General features: G+C 39.3%; 23 protein-coding genes and 2 pseudogenes. 18 read left to right on the top strand and 7 right to left on the bottom strand.

Annotated elements, in window-relative coordinates; translation table 11 throughout:
• From AC1M84_RS13820 to AC1M84_RS13810, 3 genes are all read left to right on the top strand, one after another.
• A partial coding sequence (locus AC1M84_RS13820; RefSeq protein ID WP_481595196.1) for a DUF2345 domain-containing protein occupies positions 1-683 on the top strand: 683 nt, incomplete at its 5' end.
• The gene (locus AC1M84_RS13815) at positions 676-2430 is read left to right on the top strand and encodes a glycoside hydrolase family 19 protein (protein WP_481595195.1); all 1755 of its coding nucleotides are present in this window, start codon (positions 676-678) and stop codon (positions 2428-2430) included. The genes AC1M84_RS13820 and AC1M84_RS13815, both read left to right, overlap by 8 nt.
• Entirely contained in the window at positions 2427-2819 is a 393-nt protein-coding gene (locus AC1M84_RS13810; protein WP_481595194.1) for a hypothetical protein, read from the top strand. The genes AC1M84_RS13815 and AC1M84_RS13810 overlap by 4 nt, the downstream gene beginning before the upstream one ends.
• A 52-nt stretch (positions 2820-2871) precedes the next feature.
• On the opposite strand, the gene AC1M84_RS13805 is transcribed toward AC1M84_RS13810, so the two are convergent.
• Positions 2872-3792 carry a Dyp-type peroxidase gene (locus AC1M84_RS13805; protein ID WP_481595193.1) on the bottom strand — a complete coding sequence of 307 codons (921 nt, stop codon included), beginning with the start codon at positions 3790-3792 and terminating at the stop codon, positions 2872-2874.
• A 160-nt stretch (positions 3793-3952) separates the two neighbouring features.
• On the opposite strand from AC1M84_RS13805, the gene AC1M84_RS13800 reads away from it, so the two are divergent.
• The gene (locus tag AC1M84_RS13800; protein WP_481589356.1) at positions 3953-4573 is read left to right on the top strand and encodes a LysE family transporter; all 621 of its coding nucleotides are present in this window, start codon (positions 3953-3955) and stop codon (positions 4571-4573) included.
• A gap of 33 nt (positions 4574-4606) precedes the next feature.
• Complete coding sequence (locus AC1M84_RS13795) at positions 4607-5089, top strand: hypothetical protein (RefSeq protein WP_481593725.1); 483 nt, start codon at positions 4607-4609, stop codon at positions 5087-5089.
• 17 nt (positions 5090-5106) lie between these two features.
• On the opposite strand, the gene znuB is transcribed toward AC1M84_RS13795, so the two are convergent.
• Genes znuB through AC1M84_RS13780 form a run of 3 tightly spaced genes read right to left on the bottom strand, consistent with a single transcriptional unit; the run spans position 5107 to position 7169 of the window.
• Entirely contained in the window at positions 5107-5907 is an 801-nt protein-coding gene (gene znuB, locus AC1M84_RS13790) for a zinc ABC transporter permease subunit ZnuB (RefSeq protein ID WP_481595192.1), read from the bottom strand.
• A 3-nt stretch (positions 5908-5910) separates the two neighbouring features.
• Positions 5911-6699 (bottom strand): zinc ABC transporter ATP-binding protein ZnuC, encoded by a 789-nt coding sequence (znuC, locus tag AC1M84_RS13785; RefSeq protein ID WP_035268168.1) that lies wholly within the window; start codon positions 6697-6699, stop codon positions 5911-5913.
• The gene (locus AC1M84_RS13780; RefSeq protein ID WP_481595191.1) at positions 6678-7169 is read right to left on the bottom strand and encodes a transcriptional repressor; all 492 of its coding nucleotides are present in this window, start codon (positions 7167-7169) and stop codon (positions 6678-6680) included. The genes znuC and AC1M84_RS13780 overlap by 22 nt, the downstream gene beginning before the upstream one ends.
• A gap of 138 nt (positions 7170-7307) precedes the next feature.
• Between AC1M84_RS13780 and AC1M84_RS13775 the strand changes: the two genes are divergently transcribed.
• From AC1M84_RS13775 to AC1M84_RS13725, 11 genes are all read left to right on the top strand, one after another.
• Positions 7308-8150 carry a metal ABC transporter solute-binding protein, Zn/Mn family gene (locus tag AC1M84_RS13775; protein WP_481593723.1) on the top strand — a complete coding sequence of 281 codons (843 nt, stop codon included), beginning with the start codon at positions 7308-7310 and terminating at the stop codon, positions 8148-8150.
• A gap of 169 nt (positions 8151-8319) precedes the next feature.
• Positions 8320-8712, top strand: coding sequence for an ATP synthase subunit I (locus AC1M84_RS13770; protein WP_035268179.1), 393 nt, complete (start codon positions 8320-8322; stop codon positions 8710-8712).
• A 111-nt stretch (positions 8713-8823) separates the two neighbouring features.
• Positions 8824-9699, top strand: a complete 876-nt coding sequence (atpB, locus tag AC1M84_RS13765) for a F0F1 ATP synthase subunit A (protein ID WP_035268181.1) — start codon at positions 8824-8826, stop codon at positions 9697-9699.
• An 80-nt stretch (positions 9700-9779) separates the two neighbouring features.
• Positions 9780-10034 carry a F0F1 ATP synthase subunit C gene (gene atpE, locus AC1M84_RS13760; protein WP_035268188.1) on the top strand — a complete coding sequence of 85 codons (255 nt, stop codon included), beginning with the start codon at positions 9780-9782 and terminating at the stop codon, positions 10032-10034.
• Positions 10035-10072: 38 nt separating this feature from the next.
• The gene (locus AC1M84_RS13755; RefSeq protein ID WP_035268191.1) at positions 10073-10543 is read left to right on the top strand and encodes a F0F1 ATP synthase subunit B; all 471 of its coding nucleotides are present in this window, start codon (positions 10073-10075) and stop codon (positions 10541-10543) included.
• Positions 10544-10554: 11 nt separating this feature from the next.
• Complete coding sequence (locus tag AC1M84_RS13750) at positions 10555-11091, top strand: F0F1 ATP synthase subunit delta (RefSeq protein ID WP_035268194.1); 537 nt, start codon at positions 10555-10557, stop codon at positions 11089-11091.
• Positions 11092-11138: 47 nt separating this feature from the next.
• On the top strand, positions 11139-12683 hold the full coding sequence (gene atpA / locus AC1M84_RS13745) for a F0F1 ATP synthase subunit alpha (RefSeq protein WP_035268197.1): 1545 nt from the start codon (positions 11139-11141) through the stop codon (positions 12681-12683).
• An 89-nt stretch (positions 12684-12772) separates the two neighbouring features.
• Entirely contained in the window at positions 12773-13642 is an 870-nt protein-coding gene (gene atpG, locus AC1M84_RS13740) for a F0F1 ATP synthase subunit gamma (RefSeq protein ID WP_035268202.1), read from the top strand.
• 26 nt (positions 13643-13668) lie between these two features.
• Positions 13669-15063, top strand: coding sequence for a F0F1 ATP synthase subunit beta (gene atpD / locus AC1M84_RS13735; protein ID WP_035268203.1), 1395 nt, complete (start codon positions 13669-13671; stop codon positions 15061-15063).
• Between the two features lie 26 nt (positions 15064-15089).
• A complete protein-coding gene (locus AC1M84_RS13730) occupies positions 15090-15509 on the top strand; it encodes a F0F1 ATP synthase subunit epsilon (RefSeq protein ID WP_035268205.1) in 420 nt (139 codons plus the stop codon).
• A 301-nt stretch (positions 15510-15810) separates the two neighbouring features.
• Entirely contained in the window at positions 15811-16488 is a 678-nt protein-coding gene (locus AC1M84_RS13725) for a transposase (protein WP_481595190.1), read from the top strand.
• Here AC1M84_RS13725 and AC1M84_RS13720 read toward each other — a convergent pair.
• Positions 16419-16922 carry a hypothetical protein gene (locus AC1M84_RS13720; RefSeq protein ID WP_481595189.1) on the bottom strand — a complete coding sequence of 168 codons (504 nt, stop codon included), beginning with the start codon at positions 16920-16922 and terminating at the stop codon, positions 16419-16421. The genes AC1M84_RS13725 and AC1M84_RS13720 overlap by 70 nt on opposite strands.
• Positions 16923-17473: 551 nt before the next feature.
• Here AC1M84_RS13720 and AC1M84_RS13715 point away from each other — a divergent pair.
• A complete protein-coding gene (locus tag AC1M84_RS13715) occupies positions 17474-18841 on the top strand; it encodes an NAD-dependent succinate-semialdehyde dehydrogenase (protein WP_481595188.1) in 1368 nt (455 codons plus the stop codon).
• Between the two features lie 35 nt (positions 18842-18876).
• On the opposite strand, the pseudogene AC1M84_RS13710 reads toward AC1M84_RS13715, so the two are convergent.
• Positions 18877-19322: pseudogene (locus tag AC1M84_RS13710) on the bottom strand (AAA family ATPase).
• 93 nt (positions 19323-19415) lie between these two features.
• Between AC1M84_RS13710 and AC1M84_RS13705 the strand changes: the two are divergent.
• Positions 19416-19865 carry a hypothetical protein gene (locus tag AC1M84_RS13705; RefSeq protein ID WP_481587704.1) on the top strand — a complete coding sequence of 150 codons (450 nt, stop codon included), beginning with the start codon at positions 19416-19418 and terminating at the stop codon, positions 19863-19865.
• A gap of 6 nt (positions 19866-19871) precedes the next feature.
• Here the strand turns inward: AC1M84_RS13705 and AC1M84_RS13700 are convergent.
• Positions 19872-20886: pseudogene (locus AC1M84_RS13700) on the bottom strand (pirin family protein).
• Positions 20887-20945 lie beyond the last annotated feature (59 nt).

Genomic DNA, 20945 nt, shown 5'->3' with positions numbered 1-20945 from the left:
TCAACACCAGTACCCAAGACAGCATTGTTAGCCATGCCAGCAAAAAGATCAGCTTATTTGCAGCGCAAGAAGGGGCACGACTGTATGCAGGCAAAGGCAAGATCGAGATTCAAGCGCAAGGGGATGGTGCTGATCTGATTGCAAGAAAGGGTGTGCAGATTATTTCGACGGAAGATCGAATTGAAATTAAAGCGGCAAAAAAAATAGTGTTGATCGGTGGCGGCTCACAGATTGAAATTAGCAGTTCGGGAGTTTTACCGACCACAGCTGGTAAGTTTGAAGTCAAAGCTGGACAGCATTTATTTACAAGGGGGGCAAATATTATTTCTGAAAAGTATGCTTTACCAAAGATACAAACTCCTTATAGTAATCAAGTGGATTATAAGTGGGGAAAAAGCTCATTAGGTAAAAAGGAAATCTACGTTCTAAATAAAAATAATGACAATTTATTAAAAACTAATTTTGGATTTTTAGATAGTGAAAAAGAAATTAGCTCTTTACGTTTTTATACATCAGAGTCAGAGAGTTTCGTAGCTTTAGGCTTTAATTCTAACTATGTAACTTTAAAACAGAAGGGTCAAGTTGAAGAAAATATAGATGAATTACTAGAAGAAATAGATGATTTCAATGAGTCAGTAGATTTTGATAGTGTTTATGCTAAAGAGGATTTAGAAGATGAGTAATTTAGTCACACTTGTAGCTAAATTTTATGATCATTCTGGTCGATATTTAATTAATTTAAATGTACAGTCTAGGTATAAAGGCTCTTCTAGAGCAAATAGTCAGAAAACAGACTCTAATGGGTTATTTATTTTTCAGGCATCTCCAAATAGAACTGTAGAAATTCTTGTAAAACCTCCAAACTCTGAAAGATATACTATTTTTAAAACGGTAAATAGCTCAATCAAGTCTTCAACTAAATTGCCAATAATAATCAAATTACCAAAAACTCTCGAAGAATATCAAACCAGGTTATTATCAAAACCTGATAATGGTATGGTGGTTACTTTATTTAAAATTGTTGATAGCAACGATAAAGTTATGACTAACTTTCCTGTTAAATCAAGACCTAAGGGAAGGGCTTCTTCTTATGAACGTTACACTAATCAACATGGTATTGTGGAGGTAGTATCTTCTCGTAATAGAGATATTGAAGTTTTAGTGCTAAAGCCAAATGATCAATTTGTTGTGAAAAGTTCAGTTAATTCAAAAAATGGTTCATTACAACCGATTATAATTAAATTAGATGATTCTTATGAAAAGTTTAAAAGTACATCTATTTTGCACTTGTTGGATCGAGATGGGAGTGATTTTTTAGTTCAAAAGACAAAAGTTGAAATGCTATTAGTTCATTCAGGTCAAAAGCAAATTTTATCTATATCAAATGGTAAAATGCCACTTATAACAATGGTAGGTCAGCAGTTGAGATTCACTGTTTTTAAACCTGATGGCAAAGCATTGGAGCCTGTTAACTACTTCGCAAAAAGAGTTAAAGAAAGTCCTGTTGAATTACATTTAGATGTTGATATATCTAATGGGAATACTGCTCAAGGAGATCCAAATGTTACTAGAACGCTAAATAGTGGTGAATGTGCATGTAATAGGGATATTACAATTAGTGAATTTAAAACAATAACAAATAGTTCTACTGCATTAGAGTTCTTAAGCGATCTTAATGAGCAATTTAAGAAACTTAACATGAATAATTGCTTAGAAAAAGCTCACTTTATCGCACATACATTACATGAGACTGCTGGCTATCGTCTTCTAGAAGAAGGATTAGGAGGAAAACCGGAGAGTAGTGTTTATGATGGTTACAAAGGACGTGGTTTGATGCAGATTACGTACAAGTCAAATTATGAGGGTTATGGAAAGGCTGTTAATGAAGATTTCACAGAAAATAATAAACATCGAATTGCTAAGGAAAAAAAACATGCAGTTGGATCAGCAGTTTGGTATTGGCATCACTCTAAAGCAGGGAATTTATCACCGCATGCTATAAAAAATGATCTAATCGCGACCTGTGCATTAATTAATGGAGGATATAATGGATTTGATGATAGGTTGTCTTATTATAAAAAGGCAGTAGATGCATTTAAAATTAAAAAATGTACTAACATTGAACAGGAAGTTGTAAGACGCTTAGATGATTATACTTCTTTTGAACAAAGTTATATTTACTCTAAGAGGGCAGGTGAGTGTTTTGGGTGGGGATTATGGAATGATCCTCAAGCCAATAAAAAGGGAAAATCAAAAAATGTAGAGCAAGCAAAAAAAGGATATGCTCGATTCCTTGAAATGAGCAAAGATCAAGCATATCCTTTTGGTACTACAAAGGATAAAAAGGGTAACACAATAAGTCGTAAGCGATATGGCTATAGTGCAGATGCAGCAAAATTATTAGCTACTAAAAGGTTAGAAGAACTGTGAAAAAAATCTTATTTATTTATTTTATTCTCGTATCTTGTACTCAAAGCTATTCAAAAAGTAATGATTATTATTGTTTTTCAAATAAGAATACAGTTTTACTGATACCAAGTGACTACCCTAATTTACAATATGTAAAATATTATCCTTATTTAAAGAATATAAAGATATCTAAACCAGTTAAGACTGTAGAGGAAGATATGGGTGAAAACTCTAAACCTGAAATCTACCGTACAATGAATGAAATTATAAATGGTAAAGTTTCAGGGCAATATACATTTATGTCTCAAGGGTATTTATTATACGATGTTACTTATAAGAATTTTAAGACAAAGAAAATAACTCAATTCAATAAAATATCTTTAGAAATCAAGGATATTAACTGCTTGTAGTATTTAGTGATTGTAATATTAATAAAGCCGACTCTCGTCGGCTTTCTATTGTTTAATCTTCCAATACCTTTTCTAGCAACTCTTCACTTGGGGCAAAATAATAAGCTCCGTCTAAAGGCGCAACAAAGTGCAATAAGCGATCATGAATACCATCGCCACTAGTTCCAAACATACGTGTCAGCATGCGATCAATACGTGTTAAATCTTTCGTATAAGCGATAAAATACAAACCTTGATCACCACGTCCATCGCCATACGGTAAAGAATGACGAAGAATTTCAAGCTCCTCACCTTCATCATCTTCAACAACGGTTCGAGCCACATGTGCATTGTCAGGTTTAACATCGTCATCAAGCTCTATGCTTTCGAGTTTGGTGCGCCCAATCACTTGCTCTTGTGCATCAACTTTAAGTTTTTTCCATTTATCTAGATCATGACGATAACGTTGAGCAAAAACGAATGAGCCATCAGTGAAAATTCCTGTATTTTCACCTAGTAAAGCTGTTTCAGCACGATCATCTGGAAATTGAGGGTTTTCGGTGCCATCAATAAAACCAGTTAAATCTCGACCATCAAAATTTCGGAAGCACACGCGCTCATCTAAAACCTCAACCAAATCCTGAATTCCTTCAAAAAAAGCTTGGCTTAAGGCAAAGCAAATATCAGTACGCTGTGCTGCGATATGGATCAAAACATCAGCAGGGACCACAGGCATGGTGAAAGAGCCTTGAATTGGTTCAAGCTGTTTAAAACCTTCTGGTTGGTGAGGGTAGAGTTGTGACCAAAGTTCTGGTCCAAAAGCCACCGCAGTTTTAATTTGAGCATGAGGATGTTGAGTAATTAAGCGATCACGAGTCGTAAAGAGATCTTCAAGTTTTTCTTTTAGTTGATCTATTGATAAATCTTTTAAACGCAAAGTGATAAAGCGAGCATGATCTGAGGGTAATGGTAAGATTACGGATTGGGAAGTCATTCATGGCTCCTGAAATTATAATATCCTAATTTTGCTGATCACATTGTGCCTGATCATCATAGTGCTGAACAGACAGGCGTTTAAAAAAACATTCAAATTTTAAATCTTAAAAAAGTCGAATTGTCATATAATCTCATCAAAATAAATCTCCCAAATTGTTATGTCTTATCAAATGTGGTTTGCCTACATGCTTGCATGTTGGGTTATTAGTATTTCGCCTGGTGCAGGTGCTATTGCATCTATGTCTAGTGGTTTGAATTATGGATTCAAACGAGGTTATTGGAATGCAATTGGTCTGCAGCTTGCACTTTTGGTTCAAATTGGAGTTGTAGCTGCGGGAGCAGGTGTACTATTTGCTACGACACCTTTGGCATTTTTGATCGTCAAATGGTTTGGGGTTGGGTATTTATTATATTTGGCATATTTACAGTGGAAAGCCCCAGTGCAGTCCATCGAAATTCAGACTGATTTAAAGCAAAAGTCAGCGATGAAGCTAGTAATCAGCGGTTTCTTTGTCAATATGAGTAATCCAAAAGCAATTGTATTCTTATTGGCAGTATTGCCACAGTTTCTGGATCTTTCAAAGCCTCAATGGCCACAATACCTCATCATGGCTTGTACAATGATTGCTATCGATCTTATCGTTATGGCTGGATATACAGGTCTTGCAGCGAAGGTATTGCGTTTACTTAAATCACCTCGTCAACAAAAAGTGATGAATCGTACCTTTGCAGGTTTATTTGCAGGTGCGGCTTTTTTATTGAGTTTAGTGCATCAATAAGACACAATAAAATAACGATTGAGGGTTATTTTATTGAAAATTATAATATTAATTTTGACTATTCTGTTAGGGCTTGGCTTAATCTCAACTCCCTATATCTGGGCGTATTTTTATTTACAGCCTGAAAGTGTGTGGGAATGGATCAAGTTTGTGATGTGGGGCGCGGGTGTTGGCATATGCGCCACATTTGGACTTACAGTGATTTTAATTTTGGTCACCACCCTTATAAAAAAAATGATTGTGGATGATACTTCGCGATATAAGATCTTTTTCAAACAAATGGTTTATTTGATGTGGATCAATGTGGTCTTATTTATGACGGCTGCAATCGGTTTACTATTCGAATGGTTACCTTTCTATATTGTTGAATCTTGGTTTATGCCCGAGACCTTTTTTGGCTTTTGGCATGTGTTATGGATAAAAGGCCTCATTAATTTATTGGTTATGGTGGTTTTTATATTCTCTTGTTATATCTTTCTCTGTCTTCATAAATATTTTACAAAGCAGCAAGATTAATGAATAGCCTAAATAATTCAGGCTATCTTTTTAAATTTTTGAATGATAAAAATCACAGCAAATACGATTGCCATGGTTAATACAATGCTTAAACCTGTTGCAATATTTAAACCTGCACTCGACCATAAACCCACAGTCACACCAATTTGAGCCACAATAAAAGACCATAGCACCATGTGTTTAGGTGAGTGTGCTAAAAGTCTTGCAGTTAATGCAGGTATAACCAATAAAGCACCCATGAGTAATGAACCTACTGCACGTAACGCAAGTACTGTAAATAAGGCAAGAAGCAGCATAAAAATAAGGCGATGCCATTTCGCATTCACACCTTCACTTACCGCAATATCAGGATCAATCGCAATTTGAATTTGAGATTGCCAACTTTTATAGAGTACAGTGAGTGCAATGACAATCACCATTGCAAATGTTGGTAAGTCGGACCAAGATATTGTTAAAAGATCGCCAAATAAATAACTGAGCAACTCTGGTCTTAGCGCAGGGAGGTGTTGGATGACCAATAGTCCTGAGCAAAGCAGCGTTGCTGAACATAACGCAAGTAATGCATCGTTGGGCAGGCGAGGATCATGTAATACCCAAAGGACTGCGACCAAGAGTAACGCGGTAAACGTAACCCCCATCCATAAGGGGAGGGTGAGTAAGCCAGCAATCGCCACACCCAAGAGAGTTCCATGCGCCATTGTGTCTGCAAAGAATGACATACGACGCCATAACATAAGACAACCAAGCGGTGCAGTTAGAAACACTAACAATGTTCCCATAATCCATGCAGGTAATAGAAGTTGTAACCATTCCATCATGATCTAAGCTTCCGGTTCTGGATGAATATGAGGACGAGGATCATGTTGACATGGCGTTGCTGTATCACCATGTGCACAATGATCGTGATGATGTTGGTAGAACACCCGATTAGTGCCGAAAATAGCCTGATACTCAGGGTCTTGTTGAATATTTTCAGGCAAACCGCTACAACATATATGTTTATTGAGGCATACCACACGCTGTGTACCTTGCATCACCCACTGCAAATCATGAGAGACGATTAAGATCGAGCAGCCGTAGCGCTCAGGTAGACTTCGAACATAATCATAAAGTTCAGCTTCAGATTGAATATCTAAACCTTGCATCGGTTCATCGAGTACCAATAAGTTGGGTTGGCGCAGTAGAGCGCGTGCTAAAAGTACACGCTGGCGTTCCCCACCAGACAGCTGTTGGACTTTCGAATCTTGTAATTTTATGATCCCAGTATCTCGAATAATTTCTTGTTTAATCGCAAGATCACACTTTTCTAAATCAAGTAAATCTTTCACTCGAAGTGGCAAGCTGTGGGATGGATTGAACTTTTGAGGGACGTAAGCAAGCTTTAAGGCTTTATGATGTTTAATTTGACCAGAATTGGCCTTCACAATTCCGAGAATCACTTTGATAAGCGTTGATTTACCCGCCCCATTGGGACCAATGAGGGTAATAATTTCTTTGTCATGAATCTGAAAGTCAACATTCTTTAAAATGTCTCTTTCATCAATTCGCACATTAATTTGCTGCAGTTCAATTAATGGCAATGCAGAACTTACTGAGAGCACTGCTGACATAATCCTGAAATCTCAATAATGCTATGTTGAGCCTGAAAATGATCAGAGGAAGCTAATTGATCAAGTTGTTGAATCAAACCAAGAGCTGAAGCCTCTTTCACTGTATTGCATTGAGAGCAAATGAGAAAAGCTGCTTGATGTCCAGCACGAGGATGGCAACATGGAATATAGGCATTAATTGAAGTTAAACGATGAATAAAACCTTTTTCGAGCAAAAAATCGAGGGTGCGGTAAACAGTTGGAGGTGCTGCTGGACGTTCAGCATTACCTTTTAATTTCGCCAACAAGTCATAAGCGCCCATGGGCCCTGAGGCCGTTAAAATTAACTCTAAAACTTCTTTGCGAAGCGGAGTCAATTTAGCGCCTGAAGCAGCGCAGCTTGCTTCAGCTTCTAATAAACGAGCTTCAACATTCGGGTGATCATGCACACCGTGTAAAGTATCATGATGTTCGTGTGAACATGCGCTCATGGACTGACCTCAAGACTTCGAAAAGGGAAGGGGATATCTCATAAATAGTATCATGAGACCTTGCAACTTACGAACAGCATAGGCATTTTTAACTGTTTGTTATATTATAACGTCAAAATTCGAGTGGTAATTAATTTCATGTTGCGTCTGCTAGCACTATGCTTTACAGCATTATTCACAACCTTGGCTTGGGCACAAGCACCCTTGGTGGTTTCGACACACCCAGTGTATTTGATTGCAAAAGAAATCACTCAAGGAATTGAAGAACCAAAATTGTTGCTAGAAAATCAAACAGGGCATGATGTTCATCTGACCCCTGCGCACCGTAAATTAATTCAGGATGCTGGATTGGTTATTTGGCTTGGTAAAGCGCATGAAGCGCCATTAGAGAGTATTTTGGCGAAAAACTCTAAAGCAGTTGCCTTATTGAATACAGGAATATTGCAAACATTGCCGCTTAGAAATAGTCGAGGGGACGTAGTAAAAGGAACTGTCGATACTCATGTATGGTTAGAACCAAATAATGCAGTTCGTATTGGCTTTTTTATAGCGGCATTACGCTCACAACAACAACCTGAGTTTAAAGACAAGTATTGGAGTAATGCTAAACTTTTTGCACATGAGATGCTGAAAACCTCACAAAGTGTAAAACTCAATCATGGTGTTCAGCCGTATTGGTCATTACATGATGCATACCAATACTTGGAGCGTGCGCTGTTGCTAAAATTCGCTGGTGCGATGACAGAAGACCCACATATGGCACCTACAATTGCTCAAATCAAATATTTAAAAGACAGTCGCCCACAGCAAAAGATGTGTCTTTTGGCTGAAACTGTAGCTAATAAGAATCAATATAAGTCTCTAGGTCATGTGAATTTTCTCGCAGTTGATGAGAGTTTTGCTAAACACCAGAATTTTATAACAGCATGGCAGACTCTAGCGATACAAGTACGTGCATGTGTAGAAAAAGCACAAAAGTGATGTAAAAACAGCCGATAATTGTATAAGTGCTCAGCAATAAACGATCTAAAAATGCCAGACTTAGGTCGGGAAAAGATTGCATGTTCAGGGGTGTAACTCTATAATGCCTGCGATTAAAAATAATCATCAGCTAAACTTGTCAAGCATTATTGCTGTGAGTGGATAATAAATGAGCCGAACTAGTCGCTTGATTGACCGACGATTAGCGAAAGCTTTAGTCATCTTGCAAGCATGTATGATACCTGTTTCAGCCTTGATAGCGTGGGTCTTGAAAGACTCGACTGCGGCTTTGAGTGCAGCATTAGGTGCATTCGTATGTTGGCTAGCCAGTTGTTATTTTTCATGGCAGTCGTTCAGAGCTGCAGGTGCAAGAGCTTCGAAACAGGTTCTATCGAATATGTATCGGGGGTTGCTCGGTAAGTTTGGAATTGTGATTGTTGGCTTCATTTTGATTTTAATCAATGTGAAACCGTTGTCAGCGGTCGCATTGTTTTGTGGTTTCATACTCGTTCAGACCATGTCGTGGGTCGCACCTTTTTGGGCGTCGCGTCTATCAAAATGAGTTGAATTGCAACGAAAAATTGAAAAGTTTTTTAGATGTTTAACGAGATATCAAGCAGCACGCGATATTCGTTAACTCTAATTTGTATTTGACATTAACCAGGTGTGATTTATGGCTGCTGAAGAACATACCCTTACCTCGTCTGAGTATATTCAGCATCACTTAACGAACATGACCTATGGTAAAGCACCAGATGGTACGTGGAAGTTAGCTGAGACTGCTGAAGAAGCGAAAGAGATGGGGTTCACTGCTATTCACTTGGATTCTATGGGTTGGTCAATCGGCCTTGGCGTCATTTTCTGTTTGTTGTTCTGGTTAGTAGCGAAAGCTGCAAACTCTGGTGTTCCGACCAAGTTCCAGGCTGCAATTGAAATGATCGTTGAGTTTGTTGACTCAAGTGTTCGTGATACCTTTCATGGTAAATCACGTTTAATCGCGCCTCTAGCTCTTACCATCTTCGTGTGGATTTTCCTCATGAACTTGATGGACCTTATCCCTGTTGACTGGATTCCTTATACAGCTCAACACATAATTGGTGGGCTATTCGGTATCGACCCGCATCATGTTTACTTCAAGATCGTTCCATCTACTGACCCTAACGTAACCCTTGGTATGGCGTTATCAGTATTTGCGTTAACTATTTTCTATAGTATCCGTGAAAAAGGTCTAGTCGGTTTCGGTGCAGAATTTGCGCTTAACCCATTCAATCCAAGTAACCCATTTTTAAAAGCATTATTAATTCCAGTAAATATTCTTCTTGAATTAGTAACTTTTATCGCGCGTCCAATTTCATTGGCTCTCCGTTTGTTCGGTAACATGTATGCGGGTGAATTGATCTTCATTTTGATTGCATTATTACCGTTCTGGATTCAATGGGCGTTGTCTGTGCCTTGGGCAATCTTCCATATTCTTGTTATCACGTTACAAGCATTCATCTTCATGATGTTAACGATCGTGTATATGAGTATGGCTAGCGAGAAGCATTAATTAATATTTGCTCGACTACACTATGTAGTTGGGCTAAAGTTTTTTTGTTTGATTTAAACTCAACCTCTGAGGATTTTTTCATGGATTTAGTAGTTGGCTTATCTGCTGTTGCAGCTGCTCTTTTAATCGCGTTCGGTGCTTTAGGTACTGCGATCGGTTTTGGTCTTTTAGGTGGTCGCTTCCTTGAAGCTGTTGCTCGTCAACCAGAATTGGCTCCACAACTTCAAACTCGTATGTTCTTAATCGCGGGTCTTCTTGATGCTGTGCCTATGATCGGTGTTGGTATTGGTTTGTTCATTATCTTTGCAAATCCGTTCATCGGCCTAGTAGGTTAATTAGCTAAATTCCGAAATCAACTATTTGAGGAATAGCAATGAATATTAACTATACTCTGTTTGGTCAAGCGATTGCGTTTGCGATCTTTGTCGCATTCTGTATGAAATTCGTTTGGCCTCCACTAATCAATGCGATTAGTGAGCGTCAGCGTAAAATTGCTGATGGCTTAAATGCAGCTGAAAAGGCGAAAGCTGATCTTGCAGATGCGCAAGCTCAAGTTAAAGCTGAATTAGATGCAGCGAAAGCACAAGCGGCTCAATTGATCGAACAAGCGAACCGTCGTGCGGCTCAATTGGTTGAAGAAGCTCGTACTCAAGCATCTGCTGAAGGTGAGCGTATTCGTCAACAAGCGAAAGAAGCTGTTGACACAGAGATCAATGCTGCTCGTGAAGAATTACGTCAACAAGTTGCAGCTCTTGCTGTTGCTGGTGCAGAGAAAATTCTGAACCAACAAGTTGATGAAGCAGCTCACAATGCCATGCTTACTCAGCTGGCTGCTAAACTTTAAGCGAGGCGATTATGGCTGAACTCTTGACGTTAGCACGCCCGTACGCCAAAGCAGCATTTGCTTTCGCTTCTGAGCAAGGTGCAACTGACAATTGGTCAAATGTGTTACAAGTGCTTAGTGCTGCGGTGCAAGATGAAGCATTTTCCGCTTACTTGAGTCGCCCTGAGCTTACTCCTGTGGAGCAAGTAAGTTTATTTGCTAAGGTTTTAGGTGCAGATCAAACTGCTGAAGTGTCTAACTTTTTGACACTTTTGGCTGAAAATGATCGTTTAACTTTGTTACCTGAGATTGAAGCAGAGTACGAACTTCTTAAATCACAAAATAACAATGTGGTAGATGTCGTGATTGAATCTGCATTACCACTTTCTGCTGAACAAGAGCAATTACTTGCATCTGCGTTAGAGAAACGTTTCAACGCAGCTGTAAATGTTTCAGTAGAAGTTAACCCAGCGTTAATCGCGGGTGTTGTTATTCGTGCAGGCGACCAAGTGATAGATGATTCTGCGCTTAATAAGCTTGAAAAAATGCGGACTCGTCTTCTTGCATAATTGCGTAAAAAGAAGACTGAACTTAATAAAGATTGAGGTATAGCGCAATGCAACAACTGAATCCATCCGAGATCAGTGCGCTCATTAAACAGCGTATCGGCGATCTGGACACCAGCGCGACCGCTAAGAACGAAGGAACCATTGTTATGGTTTCCGACGGTATTGTGCGTATTCACGGCCTTGCTGATGCAATGTACGGTGAAATGATCGAATTCGACGGCGGCTTATACGGTATGGCACTGAACCTAGAACAGGATTCAGTGGGCGTCGTTGTTTTAGGTAACTACTTAAGCCTTCAAGAAGGTCAAAAAGCTCGTTGTACAGGTCGTGTATTAGAAGTTCCGGTTGGTCCAGAACTTTTAGGCCGTGTAGTAGATGCTTTGGGTAACCCAATTGATGGTAAAGGCCCAATTGATGCAAAATTATCTGATGCAGTTGAAAAAGTTGCACCAGGCGTAATTTGGCGTCAATCGGTAGATGAGCCTGTACAAACTGGTTATAAATCAGTTGATACAATGATTCCAGTTGGTCGTGGCCAACGTGAATTAATCATCGGTGACCGTCAAACTGGTAAAACAGCAATGGCGATCGATGCGATCATCGCACAGAAGAATTCTGGCATTAAATGTATCTACGTTGCAGTTGGTCAAAAACAATCAACTATCGCAAACGTTGTACGTAAGTTAGAAGAAACTGGCGCTATGGCGTATACGACTGTTGTAGCAGCAGCGGCAGCGGATCCAGCAGCAATGCTTTTCCTTGCTCCGTACTCTGGCTGTACAATGGGCGAATACTTCCGTGACCGCGGTGAAGATGCGTTAATCATTTATGATGACTTATCTAAACAAGCAGTTGCGTATCGTCAAATTTCATTGCTTTTACGCCGTCCACCAGGTCGTGAAGCGTATCCAGGTGACGTATTCTATCTTCATAGTCGTCTACTTGAACGTGCTTCTCGTGTATCTGCTGACTATGTTGAGAAATTCACTAACGGTGAAGTTAAAGGCCAAACTGGTTCATTAACTGCATTACCGATTATTGAAACTCAAGCGGGTGACGTATCTGCATTCGTACCAACGAACGTAATTTCGATTACTGATGGTCAGATCTTCTTAGAAACATCATTATTCAACGCAGGTATTCGTCCTGCTGTGAACGCGGGTATCTCTGTATCTCGTGTTGGTGGTTCTGCTCAAACTAAGATCATCAAAAAATTGTCTGGTGGTATCCGTACTGCTTTAGCACAATATCGTGAATTGGCTGCGTTTGCTCAGTTCGCTTCTGACCTTGATGAAGCAACTCGTAAGCAACTTGAGCATGGTCAACGTGTAACTGAATTAATGAAGCAAAAACAATATGCTCCATATTCAATTGCTGACCAAGCTGTGTCTGTATATGCATCTAACGAAGGCTACATGGCTGACGTAGAAGTGAAGAAAATTGTAGACTTTGATGCTGCATTAATTTCTTACTTCCGTTCTGAACATGCTGCGTTAATGCAACAGATCGATGAAACTGGTGATTGGAACAAAGACATCGAAGCAGCATTCAAAGCTGGTATTGAAAGCTTTAAAGCGACTCAAACTTACTAATTTTCAAACTGTTGAAATTTAGTGTCGGTTTGGTTCACGGAATCAACCTTCGAGGGCTCGAAAGGGCCTTCGAATACTAGGTTAAGCGTATGGCAAATTTAAAAGAAATTCGCGCCAAAGTAGCTAGTATCAAAAGCACGCAGAAAATTACTCGCGCGATGCAGATGGTAGCAGCTTCTAAGATGCGTCGTGCGCAAGAGCGCATGGCTCAGGGCCGTCCGTATGCCGAAAATATGCACCGTGTAATTGCTCATTTAGTACAAGCGAACCCTGAATATAAACATCGTTATATGGTTGAACGCCCAGTTAAGCGCGTTGGCTATATCATCGTGTCATCAGATCGCGGTCTTGCTGGTGGTTTGAACATTAACTTGTTCAAGAAAGTGGTAAAACACGTTCAACAGCAACAAGAGCAGTCAATTGAAGTTCAATTTGCTTTGATTGGTCAAAAAGCGGTTTCGTTTTTTAAAAACTACGGCGGTAAAGTACTTGGTGCAACCACTCAAGTGGGTGACACTCCAAGTCTTGAACAGTTGTCTGGTTCTGTACAAGTCATGTTGGATGCATACGATAAAGGCGAATTAGATCGCATTTATTTGGTGTCTAACGGCTTTGTGAATGCCATGACTCAAAATCAAAAAATCGAACAACTTGTTCCTTTAGCAGCTGCTGAAGATGACAAGACTCTTAACCGCCAATACGGTTGGGATTATATCTATGAACCAGAAGCTGAAGAGCTTTTAAATGGTTTATTGGTTCGTTATATCGAGTCTGTGGTATACCAAGGTGTGATCGAAAACATCGCGTGTGAGCAATCTGCTCGTATGGTTGCAATGAAAGCTGCAACGGATAACGCGGGTGAATTGATCAAGAACCTACAACTTATTTATAACAAGCTGCGTCAAGCCGCGATTACTCAGGAAATTTCTGAGATCGTTGGTGGTGCCGCTGCCGTTTAACATTATTTTGAATTGAGGAGACAGCAATGAGTAGCGGTCGTATCATTCAGATCATCGGCGCGGTTATCGACGTCGAGTTTGAACGCAACAGTGTTCCTAAGATCTATGACGCTCTTCAGGTTGATGGCACTGAAACTACATTAGAAGTTCAGCAACAACTTGGTGACGGCGTTGTACGTACAATTGCTATGGGATCTACAGAAGGTCTTAAGCGTGGTTTGAACGTAACTAACACTAACGCTCCGATCTCTGTACCAGTTGGTCCAGCGACGCTTGGTCGTATCATGGACGTTCTTGGTCGCCCGATCGATGAAGCTGGTCCTGTTGCAACTGAAGAGCGTTTACCGATTCACCGTCAAGCGCCTTCTTATGCAGAGCAAGCTGCTTCTACTGACCTTTTAGAAACTGGTATTAAAGTCATTGACTTACTTTGCCCGTTCGCGAAAGGTGGTAAAGTTGGTCTGTTCGGTGGTGCCGGTGTTGGTAAAACTGTAAACATGATGGAGTTGATCAACAACATCGCTAAAGCGCACTCAGGTTTATCTGTATTCGCTGGTGTTGGTGAGCGTACTCGTGAAGGTAACGACTTCTATCACGAGATGAAAGACTCTAACGTTCTTGACAAAGTAGCGATGGTTTACGGTCAGATGAACGAGCCACCAGGTAACCGTTTACGCGTAGCGTTAACTGGTCTTACTATGGCTGAGTATTTCCGTGATCAAAAAGACGAAAACGGTAAAGGCCGTGACGTATTATTGTTCGTAGACAACATCTACCGTTATACACTAGCAGGTACTGAAGTATCAGCACTTCTAGGTCGTATGCCATCTGCAGTAGGTTACCAACCGACACTTGCAGAAGAGATGGGTGTTCTTCAAGAACGTATTACTTCTACTAAGTCTGGTTCGATTACATCTATCCAAGCTGTATACGTACCTGCCGATGACTTAACGGATCCATCTCCAGCGACTACGTTCGCTCACTTGGATGCGACAGTTGTATTGAGCCGTGACATCGCTTCACAAGGTATTTACCCTGCGATCGATCCACTTGACTCTACTTCACGTCAATTAGATCCATTAGTTGTTGGTACTGAGCATTACGAAATCGCTCGTTCAGTTCAAAACGTTCTTCAACGTTATAAAGAATTGAAAGACATTATCGCAATTCTTGGTATGGACGAATTGTCAGAAGAAGACAAACTTACTGTATACCGTGCACGTAAGATTCAACGTTTCTTCTCTCAACCGTTCCACGTAGCAGAAGTGTTTACTGGTGCTCCTGGTAAACTTGTACCGCTTAAAGAAACTATTCGTGGCTTTAAAGGTCTTCTAGCTGGTGAATACGATCACATCCCAGAACAAGCGTTCTATATGGTTGGTGGTATTGACGAAGTTATTGCTAAAGCCGAGAAACTTTAATTAGCTACCTAATTTAGGAGGTTCTCATGGCGACTATGCAATGTGACGTTGTAAGTGTTAAAGAGTCTTTGTACTCAGGCACTGTAACTATGCTAATTGCTAAAGGTGCTGGTGGTGAGTTAGGTATTATGCCTGGCCATGCTCCACTAGTAACTTTACTTCAACCGGGCGCGATTCGCGTTCAGTTGGAGAATGGTACAGAAGAATTAATCTATGTATCTGGTGGTGTTCTTGAAGTTCAACCGCATGTTGTTACGGTTCTTGCAGATACTGCAGTCCGTGCAGAAAACTTAGATGAAGCTGCAATCGTTGAAGCACGTAAAAATGCTGAAACTTTGTTAGCAAATCAAAAGAGCGATTTGGACGCTGCTGCCGCTTTGGCTGCGCTTGCAGAAACAGCTGCACAGTTGGAAACCATCCGCAAAATCAAAAACCGCGCTCAATAAGAGACGGTTCGAGATTGAAAAACCACCCGAAAGGGTGGTTTTTTTATGGGTTTAATTTTTCCCATATTTGTTTTGATAAATATTTTCGTAGAAAAAAACTAGGTCTTTTGATCTTCCATAGTGATTACCTAATCCATAAGTCGCAACTACATATAAAAACCCAAACCTTTCTAATTCAGATAATGAAAAATTACATTCTTCATTTTTAAGGTGATAATTTTTATTAGTCTTATTTTTTTCAGTCAATGTGTAAGCTTGATCTGTAGTGGTTTAATAAAGTTGGACACTAAATTAGGTGATAATGTATTCACCAAAGAGGTGCTCAATGAAAACAAGACGAACATTCACTCCAGAATTCAAATTAGAGGCAGCTAGCCTTGTGCTTGATCAAGGCTATTCAATTTCTCAAGCCTGTCGTGCTTTAGATGTTGGACAAACAGCATTAAAACGTTGGGTCGATCAACTTCAACTGGAACGTACAGGTCAAGCTCCAACAGCCACTGCTTTAACTCCCGAGCAAAGAGAAATACAGCAACTTAAAGCTCGTATTCATCAACTCATTGGTTGGTCTATATCAGCAAAAGCAGATCAGCATTTAGTGATTAAGGCTTTAGATGAAGCATGGCATCGTAGAGGAAAGCCTGTTGGTGTCATCTTTCATTCTCTTGCGAAGCAATGCTTCTCAGGTAGCCAATATAAAAGTCATCTCGTTCGACAGAGGTTAGAGCATTATGACATGCGACAAAGTATGAGCCGAAAAGGTAACTGTTGGGATAATGCTCCAACAGAACGAATCTTCAGGAGCCTTAAGACTGAATGGATTCCTAAACTCGGATATCACTCAATTGAAGAAGCAAAGCTAGATATCGGTCTGTATCTGATGAAATATTACAATCAGATACGACCACATCAATTTAATGATGGCATCAGCCCTTGTGAGGCTGAACAAAAACTTAAAACTATGTCCAATATTTGTTGACCTCTACAATCTAACCCTTTTAATAAAAAAGATGTTAATTGAGGGATAATATGAGCATACCTTAAAAAATTCTCACGATTTATTTCTTTGACATCATATAGAAGAGCTAAGCGAGCAAGCATCTTAGATTGATGGACTAAATATGTTTTATCCAAAGCATTAAGTAACTCACCACCAATTTCTAAATTATTTTGATCTTTGAATATTTTTAATAAACTTCCTGGTTCTAGGTTTTCACCTTCCTTTACGAACTCCAAGATATTCTTTAATTTTTGCTCCTCGTTATAACTTCTAAAAAGTCGGTAAATCGCAATGCCTGATGAAGCTAAAGGGAATGCTTTGAGAATTTCTTGAAAAATAGTATCAGTTGTTTTTAGAACTGTATTATCAAAATAATTTTCCGCTGTTTCAGCTAAAGTTTTTATTTTATCCATGTAATTATTCCTTATAATTAATCTTGATAAATAGAAAACTCGCGATTCCCCGAAAATCTTTATCTTGAGGATCTCATCAAAACATTCATCTAAAGTTGGCACTTCAAGCTTCTTATAAGTTACTCGAACGCCTATTTTAAGAATATTGGCTTTACCAATACGATGGCTATTTCGCTGTAAAGTAGAGTTTAAATCCGTTTCAAAATAATAAGAAATTACTTCAAAACTGCTTTTTTTTTAAGCAAGTTGAGTATAACCCGTACTTTCTACTTTGATCGATATTTTTGATTACAATCTTACTAGTCGAGGTAAGAGTAGGAGTTATGTACATCTACTTATAACTTTACCAAGCACTACGTAACGATTTGCACCAAACTGTAAACGATGCCCGAGTTGCATAAAAATAATGCTAAGTTGAATGATGTAAACAAAATTTTTGAGCACTTTGAGCTTATCTAGAGTTTGCCCAGCTTACGCGCACTTCAATGAATAGATTTAAATCAATACATAGCATTGAACTGTAAATTTTTATTGGCATGAAGGGAAGAATTATGACTTATCAATCTATTAACCCATTTACCAATAGTGTATACAAAGAATATCCATCACACCAACAACAAGATATTGATCGTGCTTTGGATTCAGCCGAATCTATTCTTAAATTAGATTGGGTAAAAAATGTAGATGAGCGCGTAAAAGTTTTACAACGTTTGGCAGCATTATTTAGAGAAAAAAAGAGTGAATTAGCCAAGCTCATTACTTTAGATATGGGTAAGCTCATTGAACAAAGTGAAGGTGAAATCGAATCCTGTACTCAAATTGCTGAGTACTATGCAAAAAATACTGAACAATTTCTGAAATCAGTCCCCTATAAAACTGAGTTAGGCGAAGCTTGGGTGGAGCATCATCCATTAGGTATTATCATGGCTGTTGAACCATGGAATTTCCCATTTTATCAATTGGTCCGTGTATTCGCACCAAACTGTGGTATTGGAAATCCTGTATTGGCCAAACATGCAGGTATCGTTCCACAATGTGCTGAAGCATTTGAAAAACTCGTATTAGAAGCAGGAGCACCTAAAGGTGTTTGGACAAACCTATTTATCAATACCGATCAAGTCGCAGATATTATTGCAGACAAACGTGTGCGCGGTGTTGCATTAACTGGTTCAGAAGGAGCAGGTAGCGCGGTCGCTGCGCAAGCAGGCAAACACATTAAAAAGTCTACGCTTGAATTGGGTGGGAATGATGTCTTTATTGTGTTGGATGATGCGGACTTAAATAAAGCGATTGAGATTGGTTGTAAAGCGCGTGTAAATAATACAGGGCAGGTGTGTACTGCAGCAAAACGATTTATTTTGCATAAAGACATCGCTGATCAGTTTAGAACGGGTTTGGTTGAAGCATTTAAAGCACTCAAAATTGGCGACCCGTTAGATCGTAGTACCACATTGGGACCACTCTCATCGGAAAGTGCGCTTAAAAATTTGATTAAACAAGTGGATAAAGCAGTTCAGCAGGGTGCAACTTTGGTTATCGGTGGCAAAGCAATTGAACATGATGGTTATTTCTATGAGCCGACAATTTTAGAAAATATTAGTCGAGATAATGAAGCTTGGTACGAAGAACTCTTTGGGCCAGTTGCTCAGATTTATGTTGCGGAAAATGAGGATGAGATCGTTGAAATCGCCAATGACTCTAATTATGGTCTTGGAGGTGTCATTCACTCTCAAGACATAGAGCGTGCAAAAAAATTAGCTTCGAGAATTGAAACAGGAATGGTGTGGATCAATTGGTTAACGGATACTGCTCCAGAATTACCATTTGGTGGCGTAAAGAATTCTGGTTATGGTCATGAACTCGCAGATTTAGGTTTTCAGGAATTTGTACAAAAAAAATTAGTGGTGGTGAAACAATAAAGTCTTTGAAATAAAGCGATCTTCGGGTCGCTTTATTATTTGGAGTCTAATATTAAATGGTGGTATTCACCTGCACCTTTTATCTTAATATGATGTATTTCATCAAACCCTTCTTGAAAATCAGGTACTTCTAACTTCTTATATGTTGCTCGAACACCGACTTCAGGAATATTGGCTTTACCGCTTCGTTGACCATTGCGTTCTAGCGTACTTTTCAAATCTGTTTCAAAGTAATATGAAATCACTTCAAAGCCTGCTGATTTAGCACGTTGAATATAACGAGCACGGTCTGCTTTGGTTGGGTTGGTATTGTCGATCACCGTTTTGTTTTAGAGGCTAGACATGCTTCAAAGATCATGTTTTCCCGATGGCGAGTTTTTAGCATGTCTAAGTTAATTCTTAAATGTGAATGCGCCAAATGTAAAAGATAGTAGCTTGATTTGCCTGAAGCTTGAACTCCAGTGAAGATGATCAGTTGCATGGTTCAATTACATTAAAAGTATAAAGCTGAATTAAATCACGGCTTAGACTTTGCTACAATTCAGGTATAAGTCTAATAAATCCAAATAAAATAATGTATCGTCAAAGTCTAATTATCGCGCTAAGCATATTCACCTTCAGTCAGCTCACCGCATGTCAAAATTATTATTTAAGTCAGCCCAATGAACCTACTGAAGCGGCCTTGGTTGCTAACTCATATAAAAATGGTTTAAGTGCTGAAATTGAGTTGGATTATCTCAGCGTATTTCAAAATCTGAGACAAGCATATCGTCGATGTATCGGTTTCACACGTGATGATGACCTAGTCTTTACTGAAAATAAGCTTGAAGAGCATATTGAAATGGCAACCCTATTTGCTCGAACAGAACGTGGTGAATATGTTCATAAGGCAACTGTAGAAAAGTTATCACCTACATTGACAAGATTTACCTTGTATTTGCCTCAACGTTATCCTTTTCCCAATGCGCGTTTTGAACAGGATATTAAACGAGCATTGGGCAAAGATGAATACTGTAATATTTAAACCTTGTTAAGCCCCATCTGAACTCATTTGTTCAGGATATTCCTTGCGTTTACCACCTTCATAGCTGGCAAAACGGGGTGTTTCACGTGAAAACGTTGGAGCATCACTTGGCCAAGGCCAGTCACCGAAATGGGTCTCACGATATCGTTTGAATGCAACATCAAGCTCTTCTTTGCTGTTCAGTACAAAAGGTCCTCGCATTGCAACTGGTGCTCCAATAGGTTCACCTTCTAACCATAAGATTCTCGCTTCTTGATCACCTGCTTCAAGTTGAATTTGGGTGTCAGCTTTAAGCTCTACAAGATGTTTAAATTGAATGGTTGAATCAGCAATATTTAAAGTTGAACCCTGATAGAAGTAAGCAAATCGAGTGGAGGTCGCGGTGGTAGCTGGAATTTCAAGGTATGCGCCAGCTTCTAAAGTAATTAAGTATATATTCACTTTATTTTCTGCTGCAGCTGCCCAAGAGTGTGGTGGGCGACTTAATGCATTTTGATTTTGATATTGTCCAGAAATAACTCGTACATCAATGTTGCGAGACTGGTGATCAGTCGCTTTCACATGTGGAATTTGTTCACGCCAAAACATTTTATAATCAGCAGGTTGTTTTTTTTTGTTCTGGAGATGAGTTAAACCAAATTTGAAATAATTCAAAAGGGTTCTCTCGATCCTGATGAATTAACGGGAACATTTCACAGTGTTCAACACCATTTCCCGTACTTAGCCATTGCACATCACCTGCAGCATATCGTCCACCATTACCCAAGGAATCAAAATGGTCGACATAACCTTGTTCCACCAAAGTAATGGTTTCAAAACCCGTGTGTGGATGTTCGGGAAAGCCGGGAACAACACTACCATAATACATATTGAATTCTTGATTGATCGCAGGATGAACTGGTCCCATGTCAGCATTCCCGGCAGGGTAGTGATCAATATGATGAGCAGTAAAGATGAAAGGATCTTTTAAATCTAAACGAAAAGTAATAGGAGTTATATTATAGATGGGTGAGGTAGACATGCCGACTCCATGATATTTGAATTATTTAAGATTCAAATTAAAGAGAAATCCCTCACTCC

The sequence above is a fragment of the Acinetobacter sp. 24-47-66 genome, assembly GCF_056779755.1.
The sequence above is the reverse complement of the archived record's forward strand: the minus strand, read 5'-3'. Positions and strand labels throughout refer to the sequence as shown.